At 44.8% G+C, this 22693-nt stretch carries 10 protein-coding genes; 5 read left to right on the top strand and 5 right to left on the bottom strand.

Features of this window, described 5'->3' with window-relative positions; all coding sequences use genetic code 11:
• Nucleotides 1-84 precede the first annotated feature (84 nt).
• From ACRD7P_RS08200 to ACRD7P_RS08215, 4 genes are all read left to right on the top strand, one after another.
• Complete coding sequence (locus ACRD7P_RS08200) at nt 85-9165, top strand: neuraminidase-like domain-containing protein (protein WP_430907060.1); 9081 nt, start codon at nt 85-87, stop codon at nt 9163-9165.
• 445 nt (nt 9166-9610) lie between these two features.
• Nucleotides 9611-12472, top strand: coding sequence for a hypothetical protein (locus tag ACRD7P_RS08205; protein ID WP_430907061.1), 2862 nt, complete (start codon nt 9611-9613; stop codon nt 12470-12472).
• Between the two features lie 221 nt (nt 12473-12693).
• Nucleotides 12694-13299 (top strand): hypothetical protein, encoded by a 606-nt coding sequence (locus ACRD7P_RS08210; protein WP_430907062.1) that lies wholly within the window; start codon nt 12694-12696, stop codon nt 13297-13299.
• Nucleotides 13300-13722: 423 nt separating this feature from the next.
• Entirely contained in the window at nt 13723-15108 is a 1386-nt protein-coding gene (locus ACRD7P_RS08215) for an exonuclease domain-containing protein (RefSeq protein ID WP_430907063.1), read from the top strand.
• A gap of 100 nt (nt 15109-15208) precedes the next feature.
• On the opposite strand, the gene ACRD7P_RS08220 is transcribed toward ACRD7P_RS08215, so the two are convergent.
• From ACRD7P_RS08220 to kdsA, 5 genes are all read right to left on the bottom strand, one after another.
• Nucleotides 15209-15391, bottom strand: coding sequence for a hypothetical protein (locus ACRD7P_RS08220; RefSeq protein WP_430907064.1), 183 nt, complete (start codon nt 15389-15391; stop codon nt 15209-15211).
• 212 nt (nt 15392-15603) lie between these two features.
• Complete coding sequence (locus tag ACRD7P_RS08225; protein WP_430907065.1) at nt 15604-17007, bottom strand: MBL fold metallo-hydrolase; 1404 nt, start codon at nt 17005-17007, stop codon at nt 15604-15606.
• A gap of 62 nt (nt 17008-17069) precedes the next feature.
• Nucleotides 17070-18812, bottom strand: coding sequence for a SulP family inorganic anion transporter (locus ACRD7P_RS08230; protein ID WP_430907066.1), 1743 nt, complete (start codon nt 18810-18812; stop codon nt 17070-17072).
• A 138-nt stretch (nt 18813-18950) separates the two neighbouring features.
• A complete protein-coding gene (locus tag ACRD7P_RS08235; protein WP_430907067.1) occupies nt 18951-20924 on the bottom strand; it encodes a DUF3857 domain-containing protein in 1974 nt (657 codons plus the stop codon).
• Between the two features lie 206 nt (nt 20925-21130).
• On the bottom strand, nt 21131-21949 hold the full coding sequence (kdsA, locus tag ACRD7P_RS08240) for a 3-deoxy-8-phosphooctulonate synthase (protein ID WP_430907068.1): 819 nt from the start codon (nt 21947-21949) through the stop codon (nt 21131-21133).
• 75 nt (nt 21950-22024) lie between these two features.
• On the opposite strand from kdsA, the gene ACRD7P_RS08245 reads away from it, so the two are divergent.
• A complete protein-coding gene (locus ACRD7P_RS08245) occupies nt 22025-22588 on the top strand; it encodes a hypothetical protein (RefSeq protein ID WP_430907069.1) in 564 nt (187 codons plus the stop codon).
• Nucleotides 22589-22693: the final 105 nt, after the last annotated feature.

Below are 22693 nucleotides of genomic sequence, written 5' to 3' on the forward strand. Positions count from 1 at the left end.
CTAGAAAAGAGAAGCAAATTTCGGCCCTTTTAAAAAAGTGCCATTCCATAAAAAATGAAAATTTAAAACATAAAAAATCAAATCATGGCAACTACAAAAAGTAAGCACAGAGTACATGGAACTGTTACCGATCTTCAAGGTTTTCCTTTGGAAGAATTGATGGTACAGGTTTTTGACAAAGACCTAAGGTCCGAACAGTTGATCGGTGAAATCCGTACCGATCGTAAAGGAAACTATGAATTGCGCTATGATCCCAAAGAATTCATGAGGTCCGAAAAAAAGTACCCCGATTTGGCGGTGAAAGTGCTTTCTGGCGATGGTAAAAAGTTGCTTTTTGAACCTTCGATGGCAGAAGTACGGTTCAACGCAAAACGAACGGAACACATTTCCGTGCAACTCCGGCAGCAGGTGCCCCGAAAACATGACGAGTTTACGGCCTATGTTACCGATACCGCTACCGTACGTGGGAATCTTTCCATTGCCGCCCTAGAAGAAAATGAAAAGACCAAGGACCTTTCTTTTTTGAGCAACGAGTGTAATATTGAAGAGGGGCACCTGCATTATTTGACCGTTGCGCATCGCCTTTCCGAAAAGTATGATATCGAGCCGGCATTTTTCTATGGTCTTTTTAGGACCGAGACCCTGATGAAAAGGGAAATGGCAGATTTGTTACATGTGCGTTTTTCAATTACCGTCGATACCGCGTTGGAACCCTTGTTTTACGACATTGTATTGTTGGACGAAAAAACCATTACCAAGGATATCGGTAAGGCGATCAAAGAACAACGGATCAAATCGGGCGTCAAAAAGGAATTGAGGTCTATTTTGGCCGTACTACAAAAGTTTAGGGAAGCCGCGGAAAAATATACTAAGGAGACGAAAAAAACAAAACTGTTGAACAGCATTTCCAGCTTTGTAATCTCCGATAAGTTGGGCAAGATCGGTGATTTGTTTGCCCAGGCCAATGGAAGCTTTGATGCTTTTTTGGGAAGCATGGAAAAAGAAAACGTATTCAATAACCAGGACGATGGCGAGTTGGCAAAATCGAGTGTAATGCTAACCCAACTGCTGGGTTTTGACGATGATATTCTGGAACAGGTAAAGACCGAAGAGGGCATAAAAAAAACAGAGGACCTAAAAGACCTGGTGTTTTTGGAGGCCAAGGAGTGGAAGGCAAAGTTATCCAAACGCGAAACCGGTTTTACCATTGCAGGAAAAACAATGAGCAAAAAACTGGCCGCCTATCATTCCGGGGCACTCGTAAAAAAGCTGGAAGCAAAATTTCCTTCGCAAGCCTACATAAAGCGTTTAAGGGCAGAAAAAGAACTGGAACCATCGGACAAAAAAGTACTTTCTTTTTTAGAAAAAAACAAAGCTGTTGATTTGGCCACGACCAAATTGGATCTTTACTTCAAAAAAAATAAAAAAAGCGCCCCAAAAGACGATGCGGTCAAAGCAAAAATAAAACAGCACCAGCGCCTTTTTAGACTCACCCCTCGCTACGAACACATCAAGGGATTGCAAAAAAATAACGTGCATTCCGCCCAGGGAATCGTTTCTTTTGGAAAGACCCGTTTTGTAAAGGAGATCGCACCAAAAGTCGGAATGAACGCTAACGAGGCAAAGGCTACTTACGAAAAGGCCGAACGCATAAATACCGCCACCATGTTAATAGCCGGTGATTTACAGGCGGCAAAAAGGAGGGTGGATATTCCGGCCTTGAATCCGGCAAATTTAAAGGCGAATATGGAAAAGGTCGGGGAAGACTTCCCAGACCTGAAATCCCTTTTCAAGCTTACGGACCTTTGCGAGTGCGAACATTGCCGTTCGGTCTATAGTCCTGCGGCCTATATGGTGGAGACCTTGCAGTTTTTGGACAAACGCGCCATAGTGGATACCACTACTACGCCTTTTACCTATGGAAGTTTGGCCAAGGATAAGCTGTTCGAACGAAGACCGGATCTCGGGGACCTTGACCTGAGCTGCGAAAATGCAAATACCCCGGTACCCTATATCGACCTAGTTTGCGAGTTACTGGAGGAGCAGGTAAGTCCGGCCACAGGGATCGCTTTCAACGGGCTCATTGCCAAAGGGGCCGTAACCAATGTATTGCTTAACGCGATGCAAACGGCGGGCTTTAAAATTACCGAAAAGGCAACTATTTTTTCGCCGGACGTTAATGGGGATTTTATTTTACGGGACAAAACGCTTGTTTGTAAAATCACCAATACCGGGCCGAACCAATGGAACATTAAAGAACTGCGGCAAACCTATGGAAGTGCAGCGGCATTGGCCGCGGCACCCTACTATGTGAATGCAGGGGCCTATACGGAATTGAATACCAAAAAGTTTGCGTTCGGACTACCGTTTGATCTGAACCATACCGAAGCGAAAGCCTATTTTTCCCGTTTTGATCTAAAAAGAGCGGAAATGATGAACGACTTCGAGACCGCTGGCGCACCGGTCAAAGAGGCGATAGCCGCGGAACGGTTAGGACTCACCGAACAGGAACGTATTATTATCGTTACGCCCGATACCGCAGGGCAGCAAAAGTACTGGAACACCACCGCACCTGCCCTTTTATCGACAATGAAGGTGGTAGACAAGATGTTGGATAAAACGGGATTGACCTACCAACAACTGGCGGAGCTTTTGGAACTTGGTTTTATCGCCAAAGTGGACAACCCCTTTATCAAACATTTGGACAGTTCCTGTGATACCGCCCAAAAAGAAATCGCCAACCTTGATGTTGCCATGCTCGATAGGATACACCGTTTTCTGCGGTTATGGAAAAAAACGGGTTGGGCCTTCCATGTGCTGGACGCAATGGTTGAGCAGACCAATTTGGGTAACGGAACCCTGAACGATCGGACCATCATTTTGATGGCCGAGATGGCGAACATTCAAGAGCGTACCGGTATAAAAAACACCGAACTAATAGGTTGTTTCGGAACTATACCACATACCCTAAAAACGAATTCGGACGCTATTCCCTTATATCAGGAGGTGTTTTTGGATACCGCCAAAAATGGAGTGGTCGATGAGGGCCTTTTTCCCGAGAAAATCGATGGGTCCGGGCAGCTAAAAAACGTCTTGGGTTCGCTTTCCCTCATCTTTCAGCGTTCCGAAGAAGAGCTGGGCGCCTTGATTGCAATAACCGATGGAAAGCTCAATTGGGGCAATCTAAGTATGCTCTTCGCTACGGTAAGGTTATGTCAAAAAAGAAAAATGACCATAGCTGATTTTTTAGCCTATCGAGAACTTACCGCCATAGATTTCTTTGCGAATACTGCTTCTTATAATCAGTTTTTAGATGCCTTGGACCGTGCAAAGAAAAGTCCTCTTGGAATTCAGGATGTTCGGTTCATGTTACGCCATCAAGCCGCGGATATCGACCTCAGGAACATGGCCGATACCCGGATTTTGGAAGTATTGACAGCCCTGCAAGGTGCCGTGCGGGATGCATACCTAAATACAGTTTCCAACTTTGATGATACCTTGTCCGTTGAGGAATTGACGGTCGAATTCAAAATAGCATTACAGGGCCTACCTGGCATCACCGAAGAAATTGCGAACACTTTCGTGCGGATGGCACAAGGCGATTGGAACCCGCCCAACAATCCGCCCGCGGCGACTTACATTGACGACCATATTGCGGATTTTTTCGATACGACCAGTGTGAAGACCGCCCAAGCGGCGATCGCTCCCGATCTGGAAGCGGAACAAAAAGTATTTATACAAACGATAACAGCGGCGATTTCGGACTATTTGTTCACCTTGGAAAAAAAGACCGCTATTACCCAATTGTTATCCGAAGCTTACGGTACCGATACCACACTGACCGACCATGTGATCAGCTTGTCGAAATTGGGACAACCTGCACCGGCGGCGGGGACCTTGTTGGATATCCTGACCGATACTAGCCTTATCGATACCGCCGCCATCGACACACTTCCGGCAATCGATGAAGGTGCCTATCCCGACCAATACAGGGCCTTGCGCTTAACCCATAAGCTGTTGCCATTATGGGCCGCTTTTGCATTGGAAGAAGAAGCGTTGCTGTGGTGGTTACAGATCGGTGCGGTTCCCAACTGGCTTCTTTTGGAAACCATTCCATATCAGAATGGGCAGAATCCGGTCGCTTACGACACTTGGGAAAGTTTTATACTCCTAATGGACCTTTCCAAGAAGTATGGACCGGTAGAAAATCCAGCCGATCCTACGGCGCCATTTACCTTTCGCTCGGTATTGGACCTCTTGGATCCCACAGTGGCAACGGCCAATTCGGACTGGTTCGACGCCCTTTCGGTACTAACGGCCTACGACCGCGCACAACTAGAAGCGTTGGACGCCCATTTTGGATGGTCGGCGCCCAATCTTAATTCCTACACCGATCCTAAGGTATGGATGCAAATGGAACAATGTATGGAGCTGCTACGAAAGATGAACATAACGGTAGCCGATGCCATACAATTTATAAAACCCCAACTGACCGCTACCGATACCGCTGCTCTGCGGGTAGCATTAAAGTCTAGTTACACCGATAGTCTTTGGTTGGACACCTTAAAGGAAATTATGGATGCCATACGTCCGCAGAAAAGGGATGCCCTTACCACATACCTACTCGCGGTCAACCCCAATATGGAGGCTACGGAACACTTGTACGATTATTTTTTAGTGGATACGGAAATGGAAGCGTGTATGCCTTCATCGCGGATCGTGCAGGCCCATGGAACCATACAACTGTTCGTACAGCGCTGTTTAATGGGATTGGAACCCGAAACTGCCGCTGATGTGGAGAACGATACGGGCTGGGACCAATGGAAATGGATGCGACTGTATCGGCCATGGGAGGCCAACCGAAAAGTATTCCTTTATCCCGAAAACTGGATTATGCCGGAACTGCTCGACGACAAGTCCTTTCTATTCGAGGAATTGGAAAACGAACTGCTCCAAAACGAGCTAAACGAATACACCACAGAAGATGCGGTAATCAGATATGTCGAAAAACTGGATGATATCGCCTTCTTGGAAGTAATGACGGCCTACTACGAGGTCGATACCTATACCATGCACGTATTTGCCAGGACCAAAGGCGGTGATCCGGCGCAATACTATTACCGCAGGTTTGAAGGGGAACGGTACTGGACACCTTGGGAAAAGGTTGCTTTGGATATCTCTAGTGATCAATTATTGGCTTTTAAACGTAACGGTCGCCTACATTTGGCCTGGCCCTTGTTCAGCGAGGAACACAACCCGAACGAGCAGGCCCTGGTTCCGGCCATTTCCGATACCGAATCGACTATGGATGCGGAGGATACCAAGCCCGAACGAAGGATGCGCATTCAGTTGGGCATCAGTCAGTTTGCAAACGGTATGTGGAAACCTAAAAAAATCTCACAAGACGGCATCGTTACCCCAAAAAACTATACCAAGGACGAGAACGACTTGGATCGCTCAAAGTTCAATTTCATTTATGAACCGTTTTCGGAACATATTATCGTATTCCATACCGATTATGATCAAAACACGGAATTCCACACCACCGATGGTGTCTTTAACATCGCCGGTTGTCAGGGATATCCAGAGTTGATCAGTACCAACCAAGGAAATTTCCCCGACTTTTTCCCCGATATCAATGATACGCGTTTAAAAAAACAGCGCTATCATGAGTTCGGTGGAGACAGTTTTGACAACCTGGTAGTCATCAACCTATTTACATTTTTTGGTTTTCAGGAACGTTTGGGAAAAACGCCCGGCCTTTTCCGGATTACCCATCCTTTTCAACTGAATGTATTCGATATCATCGGATACCTGCTGCAACTATTGATTTCCGCAGCGGCTTCCAGTGGAAAAGTACATTCACGTTTTGCCAAACTGCCGCTGGGAACCCTTTTTCCTTACTTTTTTGAGGACAGTGACCGTGCCTTCGCCATTGTTCCCGGAATGTATGGTATTCAAGAAGACGATCAAGGCAAGGAGTATTCGGTAAAAAGGACCTTTTCCGATATTCATAGGTTGCTGTTGGAAATGTTTGCACTCTTTCAGAAATATACCGTTAAATGGAACCAAGACCCGAATCAGGATCCGGTTGCTTTTGTGGAGGAATTTCAGAACGATCCCGATACGCTCCATATCAAGGAAGAACTGCAAGGATACCGTGGCTTAAGGATAGGGGAGCAATATAAGAACCTTTACCATCCGTTGATCTGTCTTATTCGTAGGACCCTTTATAATGAAGGTGTTGCGGGTATTATGAAGCGAGAAGTGCAGCTTACCCAAACTTCTTTTGATTTTAAGGCCACTTTTGATCCGGCATTTCCGGTAGTGGAACCCTATCCGGTAGCCGATTTGAATTTTGATAGTGATGGCAGTTATGCCGCCTACAATTGGGAGTTGTTTTATCATACTCCCCTGATGATCGCAAATCGGTTGCGCCAAGATCAAAAGTTTGAGGAGGCCATGCAGTGGTACCACTACATGTTCGACCCTACAGGTACTTTGGAAGGCAGTGCGCCCCAGAAGTATTGGGTAACAAAACCGTTTTTCCTTCACAATTCGGACGATTACATCGACCAGCGCATCGATACCTTGCTCTACAAGGTGGCCGATCCGAACACACCGGAAATCAAGGAACTGGAGTTCGCGATAGGACAATGGAGGGAAAAACCGTTTAGACCCCATACCGTTGCCCGTTTTAGACCCGTGGCATATCAGAAGACGGTACTGATGAACTACATCCAAAACCTTATCGATTGGGGCGATAATCAGTTTGGTATGGATACCATGGAGTCCATCGTACAGGCGACCCAGTTGTATGTACTGGCCGACAAGCTTTTGGGCAAAAAGCCAAGAATAGTACCATCCATTGTAAAACCACCATACCAGACCTATAATCAGATAGAGAACGAATTGGACGCTTTTGGGAATGCCTTGGTGACTTTGGAAAACCTGATACCCGACCTAGCGGTATTGCCCCAGGAGGGTGCGGAATTGCCACCGCCCCCGACGACCTTGTCAAGCCTCTACTTTTGTATTCCGCAGAACGATAAAATGCTCTCTTATTGGGATTTGATAGCCGACCGTCTCTTTAAGATCCGAAACTGTCAAAACATTGATGGCGTGGAGCGGAGCTTGGCCTTGTTCTCACCACCTATAGATCCGGGGGCCCTGGTAAAGGCCGCTGCCGCCGGAATGGATATTTCGGCAATTTTCGGTGGCCTCAATGCCCCCTTGCCCCATTACCGTTTCAATGTTTTGGCCCAGAAGACCTCGGAGTTGGTACAAGAGGTTCGTGCCCTGGGCAATGCCCTGTTACAGGCGTTGGAGAAAAAGGATGCGGAGGAAATGGCACTATTGCGAAACAGTTTGGAGCGAAAGGTGCTACAGCAAATGCGAGAAGTAAAACTATTACAGATCAAGGAAGCGGAAGAGCAGATAACGGTACTCAAAAAAGGAAAGAAAGTAACCGAAGAACGAAACTCCTATTATAAGGAAGTGGAAAGAATAATCCCGAACGAACAACTGAACCTGGACAAACTGGCAGAAGGACAAAATTTTCAGTTTGCTTCCCAGATCGTTCAGGCGACCGGTGCTATCCTTGGGTTGATTCCCGACTTTAATATAGGAGGGCACGGTGCCGGAGGGTCCCCTGCGTTTCATGCCACCTTCGGGGGCTCCAATTTGGCGGAAGCGGCCAGCGCCGCCTCCAGCGTACTCAATATTTTTTCGAGCGTAGCCAATTACGAGGCCAATAGGGCTTCCATACTGGGAGGGTACGATAGAAGATGGGACGATTGGAAACTTCAGGAACACCTATCCAATAAAGAACTGGAACAGATGGACCAACAGATCGTTGTTGCCGAAATTAGCAAGGAACGCAATGAAAAAGATTTGGATAACCATGATATCCAAATCGAGAACAACGAAAAGAACGATGACTTTATGAAGGACAAGTATACCCATAAAGAACTTTACCAATGGATGGTAGGGGAAATTACGGGAGTATACTTCAAAGCGTACCAATTGGCCTTCGACATGGCCAAAAAGGCCGAAAAATGCTATCAGCACGAATTGGGCAATACCGATACCTTTATCGATTTTGGATACTGGGACAGTATGAAAAAAGGATTGTTGGCCTCGGATCAATTGTTGTACGACTTGAAACGGATGGAAGTTGCCTATCTCGATAATGACAAACGCGAGTATGAGCTTACAAAGCATGTTTCCTTGGATATGTTGGACCCCTTGGCACTGACCAAATTAAAAGCGACGGGATCCTGTGATTTCGAGATTCCGGAAGCGCTTTTTGATATGGACCATCCCGGACATTATTTTAGAAGATTGAAAGCGGTGAGCATATCCATTCCCTGTATCGCCGGCCCATATACCTCGGTAAGCGGCAAGTTGTCCTTGGTGGCCAACAAATACCGTAAAAATACCGATAAGGCCCAAGGGGCCGCCACACCCTTGGAAGAGTATCAGGAAGTTGCAGGGAACGATTCCCGTTTCACCTACAACATCGGAACCATACAATCCGTTGCCACGAGCCAAGGACAGAACGATAGTGGGTTGTTCGAACTTAATTTTCGTGACGAACGTTACCTGCCTTTCGAACGAAAAGGTGCCGTTAGCTCATGGCGATTTGAGCTCCCGTCCGAAGTGCGACAGTTCGATTACAACACCATTAGGGATATTATCGTACATGTGAACTATACCGCACGTGAAGGTGGCAGTACCTTGCGAAACCTTGCCGAGACCACCTTGGTGGAAAAAATAGGGACTATGGCCCAAGAATTGAACAAACAAGGGCTCCATAAAGCCATAAGTTTTAAATACGAAATGCCGAACGAATGGCACTTGCTCACGACAACCGGAACGGTAAATGCCGAAGTGAAAAAAGAGCGTTTGCCCTATTTTGTACAACCCTTGAACTTGGCGGTGGACTATGTTATGTTCATTGCCGAGGTACAGGACAATCCGGCAGCGATAACCATTCAGGTAGACGATACCGATCTGGTCTTGAACCGAAACGACGATTGGCAGTTGTGTATCAACGAAACGATGGGTCTTAGTTTGGATAGTCTGTTTAAAATCGACATTGCCGATGCGGATCGGGACAGCATCAAGGATTTGGTAATGATTGTCAAGTACCAAGGCTCATAAGACGCCATATAATATAAATATAAAAAATAGCGGGACTTGTCCCGCTATTTTAACGAACGGGGAGGCGTAATGGTAGTGCTTTTTCAAAAAGCACCAATATTACACCATTTCTGATGTTAAATTACCCATTAAAAATTGTTCTTTTCCGTGTATGCTTCAAAATAAAAGCTAACCATAGCTATTGCTATGCTTGGATTTTCTTTTTCGCCTACCCAAAAAATCCCTGGTTTTTATTTGCGTAATTTAACACCAGAAATGGTATTATTTTGACCCAATTTTGGAAACGGTAAATTGGAAAATTCAAGGTATTTTCCTTTTAAAATGTAAGCCTTTTAAAGTTTACTGAGTACCTTAGTTTTAGCGGATGGGGTGCCCCTATACTAACCTGATATGAAGTAGGTAGCTAGGCAAGACGGGGTTTTGAAAACGAATACAATCACAAGTGATGTCAAAAAAAGTTAAAGTATGCCTTGCCATGGGTGGGGGAGTATCCTTAGGCTCTTTTTCAGGGGCTTCGCTTACCGAAGCGATCAAATTGTTATTGCTATTTGGGCGTGATAAAAAGGGCATGCCCTATACCGATGTGGTAATCGATGGGATGAGCGGCGCCAGTGCCGGTGCCATTGCCCTGGTCATCTTATTACGGTCATTACTGGATTACAAAAGGGTAATGACCATCTTTAATGCCAAGAAGGGCAATTCGGAATCCGAGGTGTCTTATGATTCCTTGCTTCAGGAAATCGCGGACGATTACTTTAATACAGATAAAAATGCCCTTCCAGCGGATACGGCTATCAGGGAAAAACTGGTGGCCCTACAAATGGCACAAAAGGTGCAGCGCCAAATTTGGGTGACCGCTTTGGACAGTAAGGCGCTGTTCGGGGAAAAGGTGGCAAAAAAGTCAAAAAAAGACCCACACAGTTCTTTTGGCCTATTGGATCGAAACCTATTGGTCGCTTTGGCGAAAGACTATGTGGTACCTGTTGCGAATAATGAAATTGACCTAAACAACCGACAGCTGCTAGACCCCAAAAGGGTAGTGCTGGCCTGTTCCCTTACCAATATGTTGCCAATGGAACTGGGTACGGATCCCGGGATCCCGGGCAGGCGATTACAGGAAAACGTGATCAAGTCTACCGGTTCCCAAAACCATACCGAATTGCGTGTTATCGATTTTGTTTTTGATAGGGAGCATTTGGGAAAGAAAACAACGGATCCTTGTTGGTTCCAGATTTCAGAGAGTGGTGACGATCAAAAGATGCATCTGAACCTAAACGGAAAAAAAGCGTGGCGCTTGATTACCGCTACCGCTTTGGCCTGTGGTGCCTTTCCCATCGCATTTGAACCGGTATTGTTAAAACGTTATAAAGAAGAATTTCCCAACAACACCTGGCCCAAGGTGTTCGAAAAAATAAAGGAGGAACTAAAACAACTACCGCAACGAGACCATCGAAAAAAAAGTTTTTTTAATGAGAACGGGGACAATTATATGGATTACGATTCCTTCAACTTTCCATATGTTGACGGGGGAACCTTTAATAACGAACCCATTAAGGAGGCTTTTAGAATAGCCAGTTTTCAGGATTTTGGAAACCAAGAAAAGGATTTTGACCGTCTTGTACTTTTTGTAGATCCCGCGGTTCGCGAGGAAAAGTACAACTCCTTTAACACACGTTCGTTTGCCGCTGTCGTTACCAAGGAACGGAGAACGAATTTTAAAGGGGAGGTAAGCAAACTTTTTGATAATGTATTGGATACGGTAGGAGTGCTTGCCAACCAGGGCAGCGTAAAGGAAGAACACCGTATTGCCGACGTTCGGGAGAACCTCAGGTTTCGCGACCAATTGTTCGACTACATCGAGTCAAGTAGTTTTCGGAACCTCACGGTAGCCCTTGTAAAATCGGCTTTTGATAAAATTCATAAGAATCTGCAAGAAGGGCTGATTCCCTTGGGTACTCGCGATGTGCTTACTTATTTTCAAAATGAACTGCTTCAAAATTGCAAACGCCATGGGCTTGATCCGATCACGGTGCCCATTCCCGTTTTAACCGATATCCACAATGCCATAATAGCCAACAGCACTAGTATGGAGGAGATTTATGGGGTGTTGAACGCGAATGTGGTTTCGGAGGAAGACGCGGAAGTAAGGATCAATTTGTTTGCCCAGACCATTTTCCGAATGGTGGCCGACTTTTCCCTGGGTACGGTCGGTAAAAACGAGAAAGCGGAGCAGTTGTCGGTATTACCGGTAATGCCCGAGAACTTATACACCATCAAATTACCGGGCAGTGAGGTAGAGGCGTTTGCCGGTTTTGCCTCATTGGAATCGCGAAAGTATGCCTTTGAATACGGAAGGTTGAGTACCTTATTGTCCCTTCGGGAGGAAGACCCCTTAAAGTCGTTTCGGGAACCTGGCGAAGCTGCGGTCATTGGCGGGTCGGAGCTGTCCATGATAGAAGCGCGGTATACCCGAACCTTACTGGAACTGCCCTTTTATACCAAGGAATATCGGTTTGCCGACGACCTTTATGATCGTCTTTATAAACCAAGTGCACGGCGGGTAGTAGGCCTGTTTGGCGACAAACTATGGAAGCGTACGGCATTAACGGCCCTTCCCTCTTTTCTTGTCGGTGGGTTGGGCGGTACGGTAGCGCCCTTTGCATTGCTGGGTACAAATGCCTTTGTATCCATTAAAAAAGCCCTTGGTCTAAAAACCAAAGCCTTTGCCGATGATGTGAATTTCAGAAAATTGGTACCGATTACCATTTCTATTTTGAGTGCGGAAAAACTTCCCCGAAAAGTAAAACTATCGTTTAAAAGCCCCCGATACGCGGAGCATTGGGTGCCTATGAAGCTACACCTGCATGCCGATGGCACGCGCCAGTACCTTTTTCAGCTCTATTATTTGGAATATCTGGAACAGCATAGGAACAACCGATACGAGATTCCGGAGTCCGTTTCCATGCACAAAACCGATGCGCAGGCGGTTACCCGTTTGGGGCTCACCCTCAAAGATCGCATTGCCAACCCCAAGGTAGATAGCAGTCTCAACGTTTTTCAATGGCGAAAACGGATAGAGGCCGAATCGGAACAGATCGAGCTAGCGGCCTTACGGTTAAAGGGCCAGGACCTGGGAAATATCATGGACGATATCAACAATAAACATTTTACGCTTTTTTACTCCCTCAAAAACCTTAACTATCACGTGAACCCTATTTTGGAGTACGATCTTCGAAAAAACGGGGGAACCGAACCGAACAGCTGGTACTTCAAAGAGAACACTACCGCATTTTATAAAACGTTTTAGGGGCTTTTCATCTTGAGATACCTACCCTTTAAAAGGAAACGACAATTCTATTAGAGTATTTCTTCATCAAGAAATTGTTTTACGAACGAGAGCTACAAAAGGATAATCTTACCTACATACTAAATATCTTGTTGGGTCGTTCTTTGATACAATGGTGTTTTAGTAAAACGTTCAACGAAACAAGGGCACCGCAACAGGAATTCCAAAATAGCCAAAACTATATGCCAGATTTAAGCAAAGAACTGTTAAGGATAAAGAGTAGCATCGATACTTTTGAAGAGGCCGATGATGATAGCACAAATGAGAGTATCCGAGAGTATTTGAAGGAAGTATTCAGCAGTTTAAACAAAGGGCTGCAATCTGTAAATAATGAGGAACGGGGCTTGTTGAACGGAATAACAAAACTGTTGGGGCAGTTAAACAACGAAACCTATAGCGACGCTGTGCAGGCATTTGTGTTTTATGTGAATCCAAGCCAGGGAACATTAACATTGAATGGTTACGCAGGAATAGAGGTCCACAGTTCTGAATCGTTTTCCTTTGAACATCCTGTTTTTGAAAATTATGGAAACTTACGCTACAAGGCCTTGAATATGGAAATGGAAGAGCTTGATGCTTGCGATGTGGAAATCGATGATTGCGATTTTGAAGATGAAATAAGCGACATGAAAGTTTTTTTGGTATTAAAATCATTGCACTTTTTTAAACAATGTTTTGATAAGGTTTTTGATAAGGCGCTTCTGAAGGACCTTAACATGACCGATACGACCTATTTTTTTGTAGCGGAACATGATGCAGATCAACTATTGCTTCAAAAAGTAAGCTGAATATTATTTGAATCGGGTACTTCGGAAACCGGGCAAGCTCCATTCCCGTTTTAAGTTATTTCAGAACCAAAAGCGTTAAAAATTTGAGCTCAAGACTAGGGCATTGGATAATATGCCGTTTTCATTGGTCACAATCATAAGTTGAAAGGATTCACTTTAACACAGGTCTTTCCTCCGAACACGCGGAGCGACAAATCTCCAACAGGTCGGCGGTAGCGCTTGACGATCAACAACTTTATGGTATAGAAAACAGCTTTCTGTCAATAGATTCCCTATCCTTTGATATACTATTAAAAAGCATCTAGTTCATTTCCTATAGGTCTCTTGATTTTAAATACATTTTGGTTTAGTCTCATTGCAGAAGTTTAATTGTACATATCGATATTGAAAATAGTGTAACTTTATCTTATCAATTAGGGTTGGATGTATTGTATCGTAGACATAGAGACCACAGGGAACGGTATAAAGGGCAACCGGATTACCGAGATTTCCATTTTTAAGTTCGACGGATATGAAGTGGTCGACGAGTTTACATCACTGGTAGACCCCGAATGTGAAATCCCTTTTTTTATTACTGGATTGACCGGTATCGACAATGAAACGGTTCGTGGTGCTCCGAAGCTGGAGGAAATTGCCAACAAAATTTTAGAAATTACCAAGGATTGTATTTTTGTGGCGCACAGCGTCAACTTCGATTACAATGTTATAAAGCACCAACTGCAGGCCATTGGTCTGGAGTTCTCACGTAAAAAACTTTGCACCGTACGGCTTTCCAGAAAGTTGCTTCCGGGCTACCGTTCCTATAGTTTGGGCAAACTATGCACCGCGCTCTCCATACCACTGGAAAACAGGCATCGTGCCAGGGGCGATGCGCACGCTACGGTATTATTGTTCCAAAAATTATTGCGTGCCCATGGTGCCGAAAAAGTGTTTAAAAACTTTTTGAACGCCCGTTCACAAGAAGCTACCTTACCGCCTTCATTGCCCAAGGAAACATTTTTAAAATTGCCTTCGGCCGCAGGGGTGTACTATTTTCGCGATGGAAATGGTACTATTATTTACGTAGGCAAGGCCATCAATATCAAGAAAAGGGTATTGGGCCATTTTTACGATAAATCCAACAAAGAGGTACGGTTATGCCAAGAGACCGCGCATATTGATTTTGAACTTTCGGGAAGTAACCTCTTGGCACTCTTAATGGAATCAACGGCAATTAAAAAACACTTTCCCAAATACAATAGGGCCCAAAAAAAAGCCGTGCCCTCTTATGGGATATTTGCATATGAAAACCGGAGAGGGGTGTTGCATTTGGCCTTCAACAAATTGAAATTGGTGCCGGCTCCCTTAGCTACGTTTTATAGCATAACGGCCTGTCGTTCCTTTTTGCAGGAGCTTTGCGACCGGTATGCGCTATGCCCTAGGTTTTGTCAGCTTCAGGAAGGCTCAGGGGCGTGCTCGCATTACTTATTGACCAGCTGCAAAGGTATCTGTAACGGGGAAGAAGCTACGGAGAAATATAATGATAGGGTGCACGATGCCATTTCGGAAATTGGGGCGAACGCGGAAGAAACTATTTTGATCAAGGAAAAGGGACGTTCGTTATCCGAGGAAGCTTTTGTATTGTTGAAAAATGGGGCGTATTGCGGCTATGGATTTATCGATAAGGAGGTGCCCATCCGGAACGAAAGCGATATCGAAGGGTTTTTGATGGCCCAAAAGAGTACACTGGAAACGGAGAGTATCATTCGTGCCTACTTGAACAAAGGCAAGGGGAATTGCATTGCGCTATCGGAAACGGTCGTTTCTTAAATCGGTTATTCTCTTAGTTTTCGATACATGCGGATGATAAAGAGCATCCAGATCAAAAAAATGACCGAAACAAAAATGGAATATATCAAAATGAAATCCATTATTTTTTATCCTTAAAGTAATTCATAAAACCAAGTATGGTCGGTGCCCAAAATGCGATAAAAATAGCATCCAGTTTGTCCCCGCTAAGGAACTTGTATTCCGAGACAAGTATAATCGATATGACTACCAGGAGCATGACGATGTTCATGACTCCAACTTTCTCAATAAAGTCTTTGATCATTTTTTCGTAAAGTAATTCTTATTAAAGATAGTTAATTAAAAAGCGCTGGCCCTAAAAATATTATGATTTCTTTAACATTTGCAAATATCGGAAAGAATTAGGTCTTTTTTTAGTACAATCGCACAAAATAATACTCCAATTGCCCGTGTTGTTTTCATAGGGCATATCATCATCGGTGCAATTGGTATTAGTTGACTATGGACACTCATCGCTCAGCTTCCGGAGCATGCTTGACCAACGGTTTCGAGACCATCTGTTTTCAATGTATTGAAACCTCCTTCGATATTGACCATGTTGTGGATGCCCCTACTCTTTAAAATAGATGCTGCGATGACCGAACGATACCCTCCGGCACAATGTATAAAAAACGACTCGCCCTTTGGGAAGCTGGACAGATATGAATTCAATTTGCCCAATGGTGTGTTTACCGCTTCGGTAAGCCGTTCAGCACGATACTCCTCTTTTTTTCGCACATCAAAGACCGGTTGTTCCGTATTTCTTATTTTTTCGGCTGCCTCGGCAGCTGGTTGGGAAGCCAGGGTATCCAAATCTTTTCCGGCATGCCTCCAAGCTTCGATACCGCCTTTTAGATATCCTATGGTACCATCAAACCCAACACGGGATAAACGGGTCAGGGTTTCTTCTTCCTTTCCTTCTGGAACAATAAGCAAGAGCGGTTGTTCCGTATCGGCGATAAGCGCACCCACCCATGGAGCAAAATCGCCATGGAGCCCGATGAATATGGACCTTGGGATATGGCCGTTTATAAAATCGTTTTGATGGCGTACATCGAGCACCACTGCGCCGGTGGTGTTGGCGGCCGTTTCAAAATCTTCCGCGTCGAGTGCCGTATGCCCCCTTTTCAAAACCTCGGAAATGTCCTCGTAACCTTCGCGGTTCATTTTTACGTTCAACGGAAAATACTCCGGGGGAGGTGCCAAACCATCGGTAACCTCTTTAATGAACTCGGCCTTTGTCATATCGGCCCGTAAGGCATAATTGACCTTTTTTTGGTTGCCCAAAAGATCTACCGTTTCTTTCATCATGTTTTTACCGCAGGCCGATCCGGCCCCATGGGCGGGGTATACGGTTACATCGTCCGCCAAGGGCATGATTTTAGATCTCAGACTATCGTATAACAATCCGGCCAAATCGTCCTGGGTCATCGCACCCTTTTGTGCTAGGTCCGGACGGCCTACATCGCCAAGAAAAAGCGTGTCGCCGGAAAAAATGGCATGGTCCTTTCCATTTTCATCTTTTAAAAGATAGGTCGTGCTCTCCAAGGTGTGCCCAGGGGTGTGCAGTACTTTAATAGTGGTTTTGCCAAGCTTAAATTCCTGCCCGTCCGTTGCGATCAATGCCTCAAAAGTCGGGTTGGCGTTTGGCCCGTAGATGATGGGAGCTCCTGTTTTTTCGGCCAAGGTAACGTGACCGCTTACAAAATCGGCATGAAAATGTGTTTCAAAAACATACATAATCTTTGCGTTGTCCTTTGCCGCTCTTTTCAGGTAAGGGGTCACCTCCCTAAGCGGGTCTATAATGGCAGCTTCCCCGTTACTTTCGATATAGTAGGCCCCTTGGGCGAGACATCCGGTATAAATTTGTTCGATCGTCATAGCATTTCTTTAAATTGATACGACCTTACTTTTTTGAAGGCCATAAAAACAGTGTTTACATTTCATCGCAGGTCTTCGGCCGTCGATGTTTTGTTTTGATGCGCAATTTTATCCTGTAAAGGCGTCCCATATCTGGGATCGTCAAAATGGGCGACCGCCTCTTTTACCTTTACGAAGAGGCATTCTTCCCTTAAGCAATCGATAATCCCGTTGCTATAGAAAATATCGCGTATGGGGCCTATCGCACCTGCGATATAAAACTGAAGTTGGCGTTCGTGCAGTTCTTCGATTACGGCGATCAATGTCCGCGTTCCCGTTGCGTCGATATAATTGATGGCCTCCGCATTCAGGATAACGGCCCGTAAGGCACCTCCTTTTTGGTCCACATAGCGTAACAGTATTTTTTTAAAATATGCGGAATTCCCAAAATACAACTGCGCATCGAAACGGACGACCAGCAGGTCGTCCCGAAGCAGGGCCTCCCCTTCAAAACGGTTTACGTTTTTATAATAATCGGAGCCCCCGATGTTTCCAAGAATTGCGAAATGGGGCTGGGAGGTACGATACACCATCAGCAATAGCGAAAGTAATACCCCAATCAAAATACCGCCCGTAATGCCAACGGTCAGCGTTCCCAAAAAGGTAATGCAGAGCACTGCAAACTCGTCTTTCCGGAGTCTCCAAAGCAATTTTGGATACTTCAGGTCGACCAGCCCGACCACCGAAACCATAATAATGCTCGCCAATACCGCCTTGGGCAAATAATAAAACACCGGCGTTAAAAAAAACAAAGTGAGCAGCACCAGAGCCGCAGCGAATACTCCGGACATTGGGGTACGCCCGCCCGATTCAAAATTGATCGCCGATCTGGAAAAGCTGGCGGTCGAACCATAGGATTGAAAAAAGGAACCTACAATATTGGCGGTTCCCAAAGCTATCAATTCTTGGTTGGCGTTTACATAGTCGGTATGGTTGCGTTCCTCCATGGCCTTGCCTATGGAAATGGTTTCTAAATATCCTACAAGGGCCAATACCAGAGCGATCGACCACAGACGGGAAATCAATTCCAACGAAATGTTCGGGGTGTCGAATTTTGGAAACCCTATGGGAACCTCGCCCACGATCTTGATGCCCAATGACGTTGGTGCTATAAAATACATGCACAGAACACCTAATATGACCACCAATAACACGGCAGGAATGCGTTTGTCCCATTTTTTGATAAGCAGAATGATCAGAATACCGGAAAGCCCAATACCTAGGTCGTATAGGTTGGTATCGCCCAATTTTCCCATGGCATTGCCCACCAGTTCGTAAAATTGGGTGCTTTTTTCAATTTCAACACCGAGCAAGTGGCGTAGCTGGCTAAAAATAATGATGATCGCCGCCCCGGAAGTAAAGCCGTTGATCACTGGCTTCGATAGGAAGTTCACCAAAAACCCCATTCGTAATATTCCCAAAAGAAGCTGTATGGCCCCTACCATCAAGCAGAGTACTATAGCGGCCGTAATGTAGTTTTCCGTTCCGCTAAGCTGCAATGCACCCAAGCCTGCGGCAACTAATAGGGAGTCCATGGCGACCGGCCCCGTGGACACTTGCCGTGAAGTTCCCAAAAGGGCATAAAAGACCAACGGGAGCAAGGCGGCATACAGGCCGTAAACAGGCGGTAGCCCGGCAATCATGGCATAGGCCATTCCTTGCGGTACCAGTACGATACCGACCGTAAGCCCTGCTACAAGATCTCGTTTGAGGTCCTGCTTTTGATATAAGGGCAACCATTCCAAAATGGGAAGAAACCGTCGCATGGGGTAAAGGTACTCCAAAAAGCGAAAAACAAGGGTGACCTAAGTTACCGACCTATAATCCATTTGCCGATCAAGATATAATACCATTTCAAAGTTAAAATGGTATAAGACAAAAGCAAAACGGAACGATTGGGAAACCTATACTTTTTCAAAAATGATGAAGGTGTTTTTTTGGTCGTTGACGGCTTGTTTGAAAAGCGCTTTGAGCAAGTCGTAAAACGCAGGGTCGAAATACGTACCGTTTAATGCCAGATCAAAACTTAAGAGCACATTCCGTTGCTTATGATCACAGCTAAAACGATAGGTAACACTTTTTGCCTCGTCCAACGACATCGCCTTGTTTTCGGGAAGTTCTTTGATCTTGTAGCCTTCTGGAACTTCGATATTGATCTGATAACGAAATTTTTGTGGATATCCAAAATCGATAGGATAGCTACGGTTATCCAATTTAAAGGGATTCTCTTCAAAAAAATGGATCAGGAAGGGATTGAAATACAGTTTGTCGCCTTGGGCGACATCTTCCAATTCAAATGAAAAGCGCTCCATTACCCGTTCGTCGGTACTGCGTTCGTCGTTCTTTTTATAGTCGGTAATAACAAAAGTATCTTCCTCCCCATCTTCTTGCATCTCGTCCAAATAGGCTTCTTTGGTAAGCCGTTTTAATCTTTTTCTTTGGCTGATCGCGTTATAGCCATCGGTTAAAACGTCCATAACCCCAACCGCCTTTTCGGCCTCGGGATCGAATTTGATACTTGCCCTCACTTGGAACTTGTTTTTGACCATAGGTACAATGTCCTGCCAATAGCTTTCGTTTTTAAAGTCCATCACCCGACCATAATGGTTAAGCGTACGATAGGGGAGGTAGCCAAAGGGATAAAATTTATCCGTGGCATCCAATAGAAAGTCTTGACCATCGATCGTCGTTTTTGCGAGTACATAATTGAAATCGTTCATTACTGGATGCTTTTGTTTTGGAAGCCCGTTGTTTCTGGTGGATATCATCATTAAATCTGTTTTAATGTCGGCTGCGTTCAACAAATTGATCAACGACATATTAATTTCCCAGGCATTGCCTTTTTTGGCATCGAAGGCGTCCTTTACCCTGGCGGTGCCATAACTGGCGTAGCGTTCGTTCCAATTGAAATGGTTTTGCACAAACTTGTAAATGTTCTTGGCACGGGTCATCGGGTCTCCTTCCGTAAGCAGTTTTTCAGGAACGTTCCGTTCAAAAAAGCCCTTCTTTAACAACTGTCTGCCAATGTCCTTATCGGAACGGAATTCCTTGTCCACATCCTTCCAGCTTTTGGTATACCGGGAGGTAGTGCCGTCCAAATGGCGATATTCCGACAGTTCAAATTCAATTTGCGAAATATAGTTTTCTTCGGACAGCGAATAGTCCTCTTCCATTTGAAATGCAGGAATGTCCTTCATCGTGTATTTCAATACCTCACAGTCCGCACCTTCGGGGTATCCGGGAACATAAAAACAATCTTTTTTGATCTTCGCATCGTTGGTGCTCAGGGCCAAAGAACCTTTTAGCGCACGGTTGTATACATAGTTTCCGGGAATACTGGCATTAAACTCACTGTAGATCTTGGGAATGTTCGATTGAAAACGCCATCCCTCAAAATTAAAATCAAATGGAGTGGTAATGGTATACTTGTATTCCAAGATGCTTCCTTTTTCCATTTTAGGAAAGGTAAAGGTTTTGGAGCGCCATCGTTCCGTTTCATCCTTGTTGAAAATTTCTTGGGACAATACATTATATTGATTGGCCCCGTTGTGTGTTACGGCCTTTATATTGGCCAACTTCTCTGTAGATGCCCCTTTGTGGTACAGGTATATTTTGATGGTTCCCTCCTTAAAAGCTTTTTCATCGAATATCTTAATTTTTTTGTGGAACTCTTTTACCAGTAAAATACGATTGTCAATGACCTTAAAATAGTTGTCGCCCCTTTCATAAAGGACCACGGCATGCGCTTCAGGATCTTTTTCATAACGCTCCATTTTTTTCTCGGATTCGCTCAATCGTCCAAAGGTATCTGGCATTTGGGCTAAACCGAAAAAGCTGAGCAATAGGCAACAGATAAAAGGGATACTTCGTAAAAACATGATGGTTTGGTTTGGTGGTATTTGAATTAGTACTATATATGATCGTTCGTGATTTTTGCCGGGGCTACGAAGCCGGTACCAAAACCGCTTACCTCAAAAAGAAAAAAACCGTAGTAATTGTATTACCTTTTGACTTTTTTACTTTCTTGAAATTTCTGATAAAACGAGTTCAGATTTTCATTCAAAAATTACGCTATCTTGAAGAACTATAAATCGTTTATGATATTGCGTATTCGCGTGAGATTTTTCAATAATCCTTCCAAATGATCTAGATGTAACATATTGGCACCATCACTCTTTGCGATGGATGGATCGAAATGGGTTTCCATAAACAGTCCGTCCACACCGGTAGCGATTCCGGCCCTTGCAATGGTCTCGATCATATCGGGCCTACCGCCGGTTACCCCTGAAGATTGATTGGGTTGCTGTAGGGAGTGGGTGACGTCCAGCACCACGGGAGCATACTTTTTCATTGTGGGAATTCCCCTAAAATCTACGATCATGTCCTGATAACCGAACATGTTTCCCCTTTCGGTGATCATGACCTGTTCGTTTTTAGAGTCGGTAACCTTGGTCACGGCATGTTTCATGCTTTCCGGACTCATAAACTGTCCTTTTTTAAGATTGACCGTTTTACCCGTTTTTGCGGCAGCGACGACCAGATCGGTCTGACGGACCAAAAAAGCGGGTATCTGGAGTATATCGACATATTCTGCCGCATGGGCGGCGTCTGCCTCGGTATGGATATCCGTAATGGTCGGTACCTCAAAGGTTTTCGATACTTTTCGTAATATTTTTAAGGCTTTTTCGTCCCCGATACCGGTAAAAGAATCGACACGGCTTCGATTGGCCTTTTTAAAACTGCCCTTAAAAACATACGGTATTCTCAATTGATCGGTTACCGTAACTATTTTTTCGGCAATGCGAAGTGCCATTTCCTCACCTTCGATGGCACAGGGTCCGGAAAGTAAAAAAAAATTGCCGCTATCGGCATGCTTGATTTTTGGAATACGGGTCAGCTCCATTTCTTAAAATTTCCACAAAGATAGCGTTTCCGTAGGTTTTCCTTTTTAGCTTTAAACCTCAAAAACTGGTTGTAAATGATAAAAAAACTACTCGGTATTATACTTTTTGTTTGGGTAACGATCGGCAATGCCCAGGTACGTAAATACAGTGAACAAGGGAACGGACTCATCAACTTGGAGAAACATCAGGTCAATTTTAACCTTTTGAGCCCCGGGGTAAGTTATGAAATAGGGCTGTTCAGGAACCAAACCATATCTACTTCCTTAGGTCTTGGCCTTGCAACGTATGAGGAAGGATATGCCTTTGGCCTTGCTTGGAACAATCGCTATCGGTACTATCATAATCTCAAACGACGGAAGGAGCTGCGTAAAAACGTCTCCGGTAATTCCGGTAATTACATTGCGGCGGCGCAAGCTATTTTTTTCTCCCAGTTGCGCGTAGCTACCAATATAGAGGGGCCTAACGATTTTAATGTCGGCTTTTACGGAATGGTTTACGGCATACAGCGAACGTATCCAAAAGGACTGAATTTTACCGCGGAACTTGGGGCCGGTTATTATAGGGGCGATGGCGTGCTTTCCGGATACGGTCCCTTGTTCGGACTTTCCCTCGGTTGGACGCCTAAAAGGAAAAAGTAGGTGGTGAAAAGTATGGAGTATGGAGTATTGAGTCAATAGTGTCCGGTTAATGTAATAGTAATCTTTGTAAAGACCTTAAAAATATACAAGTTACGGCCGTTCTTT

It is taken from the genome of Maribacter sp. 2-571, from assembly GCF_050589625.1.
In the GTDB taxonomy this organism is placed as follows: Bacteria; Bacteroidota; Bacteroidia; order Flavobacteriales; family Flavobacteriaceae; genus Pelagihabitans.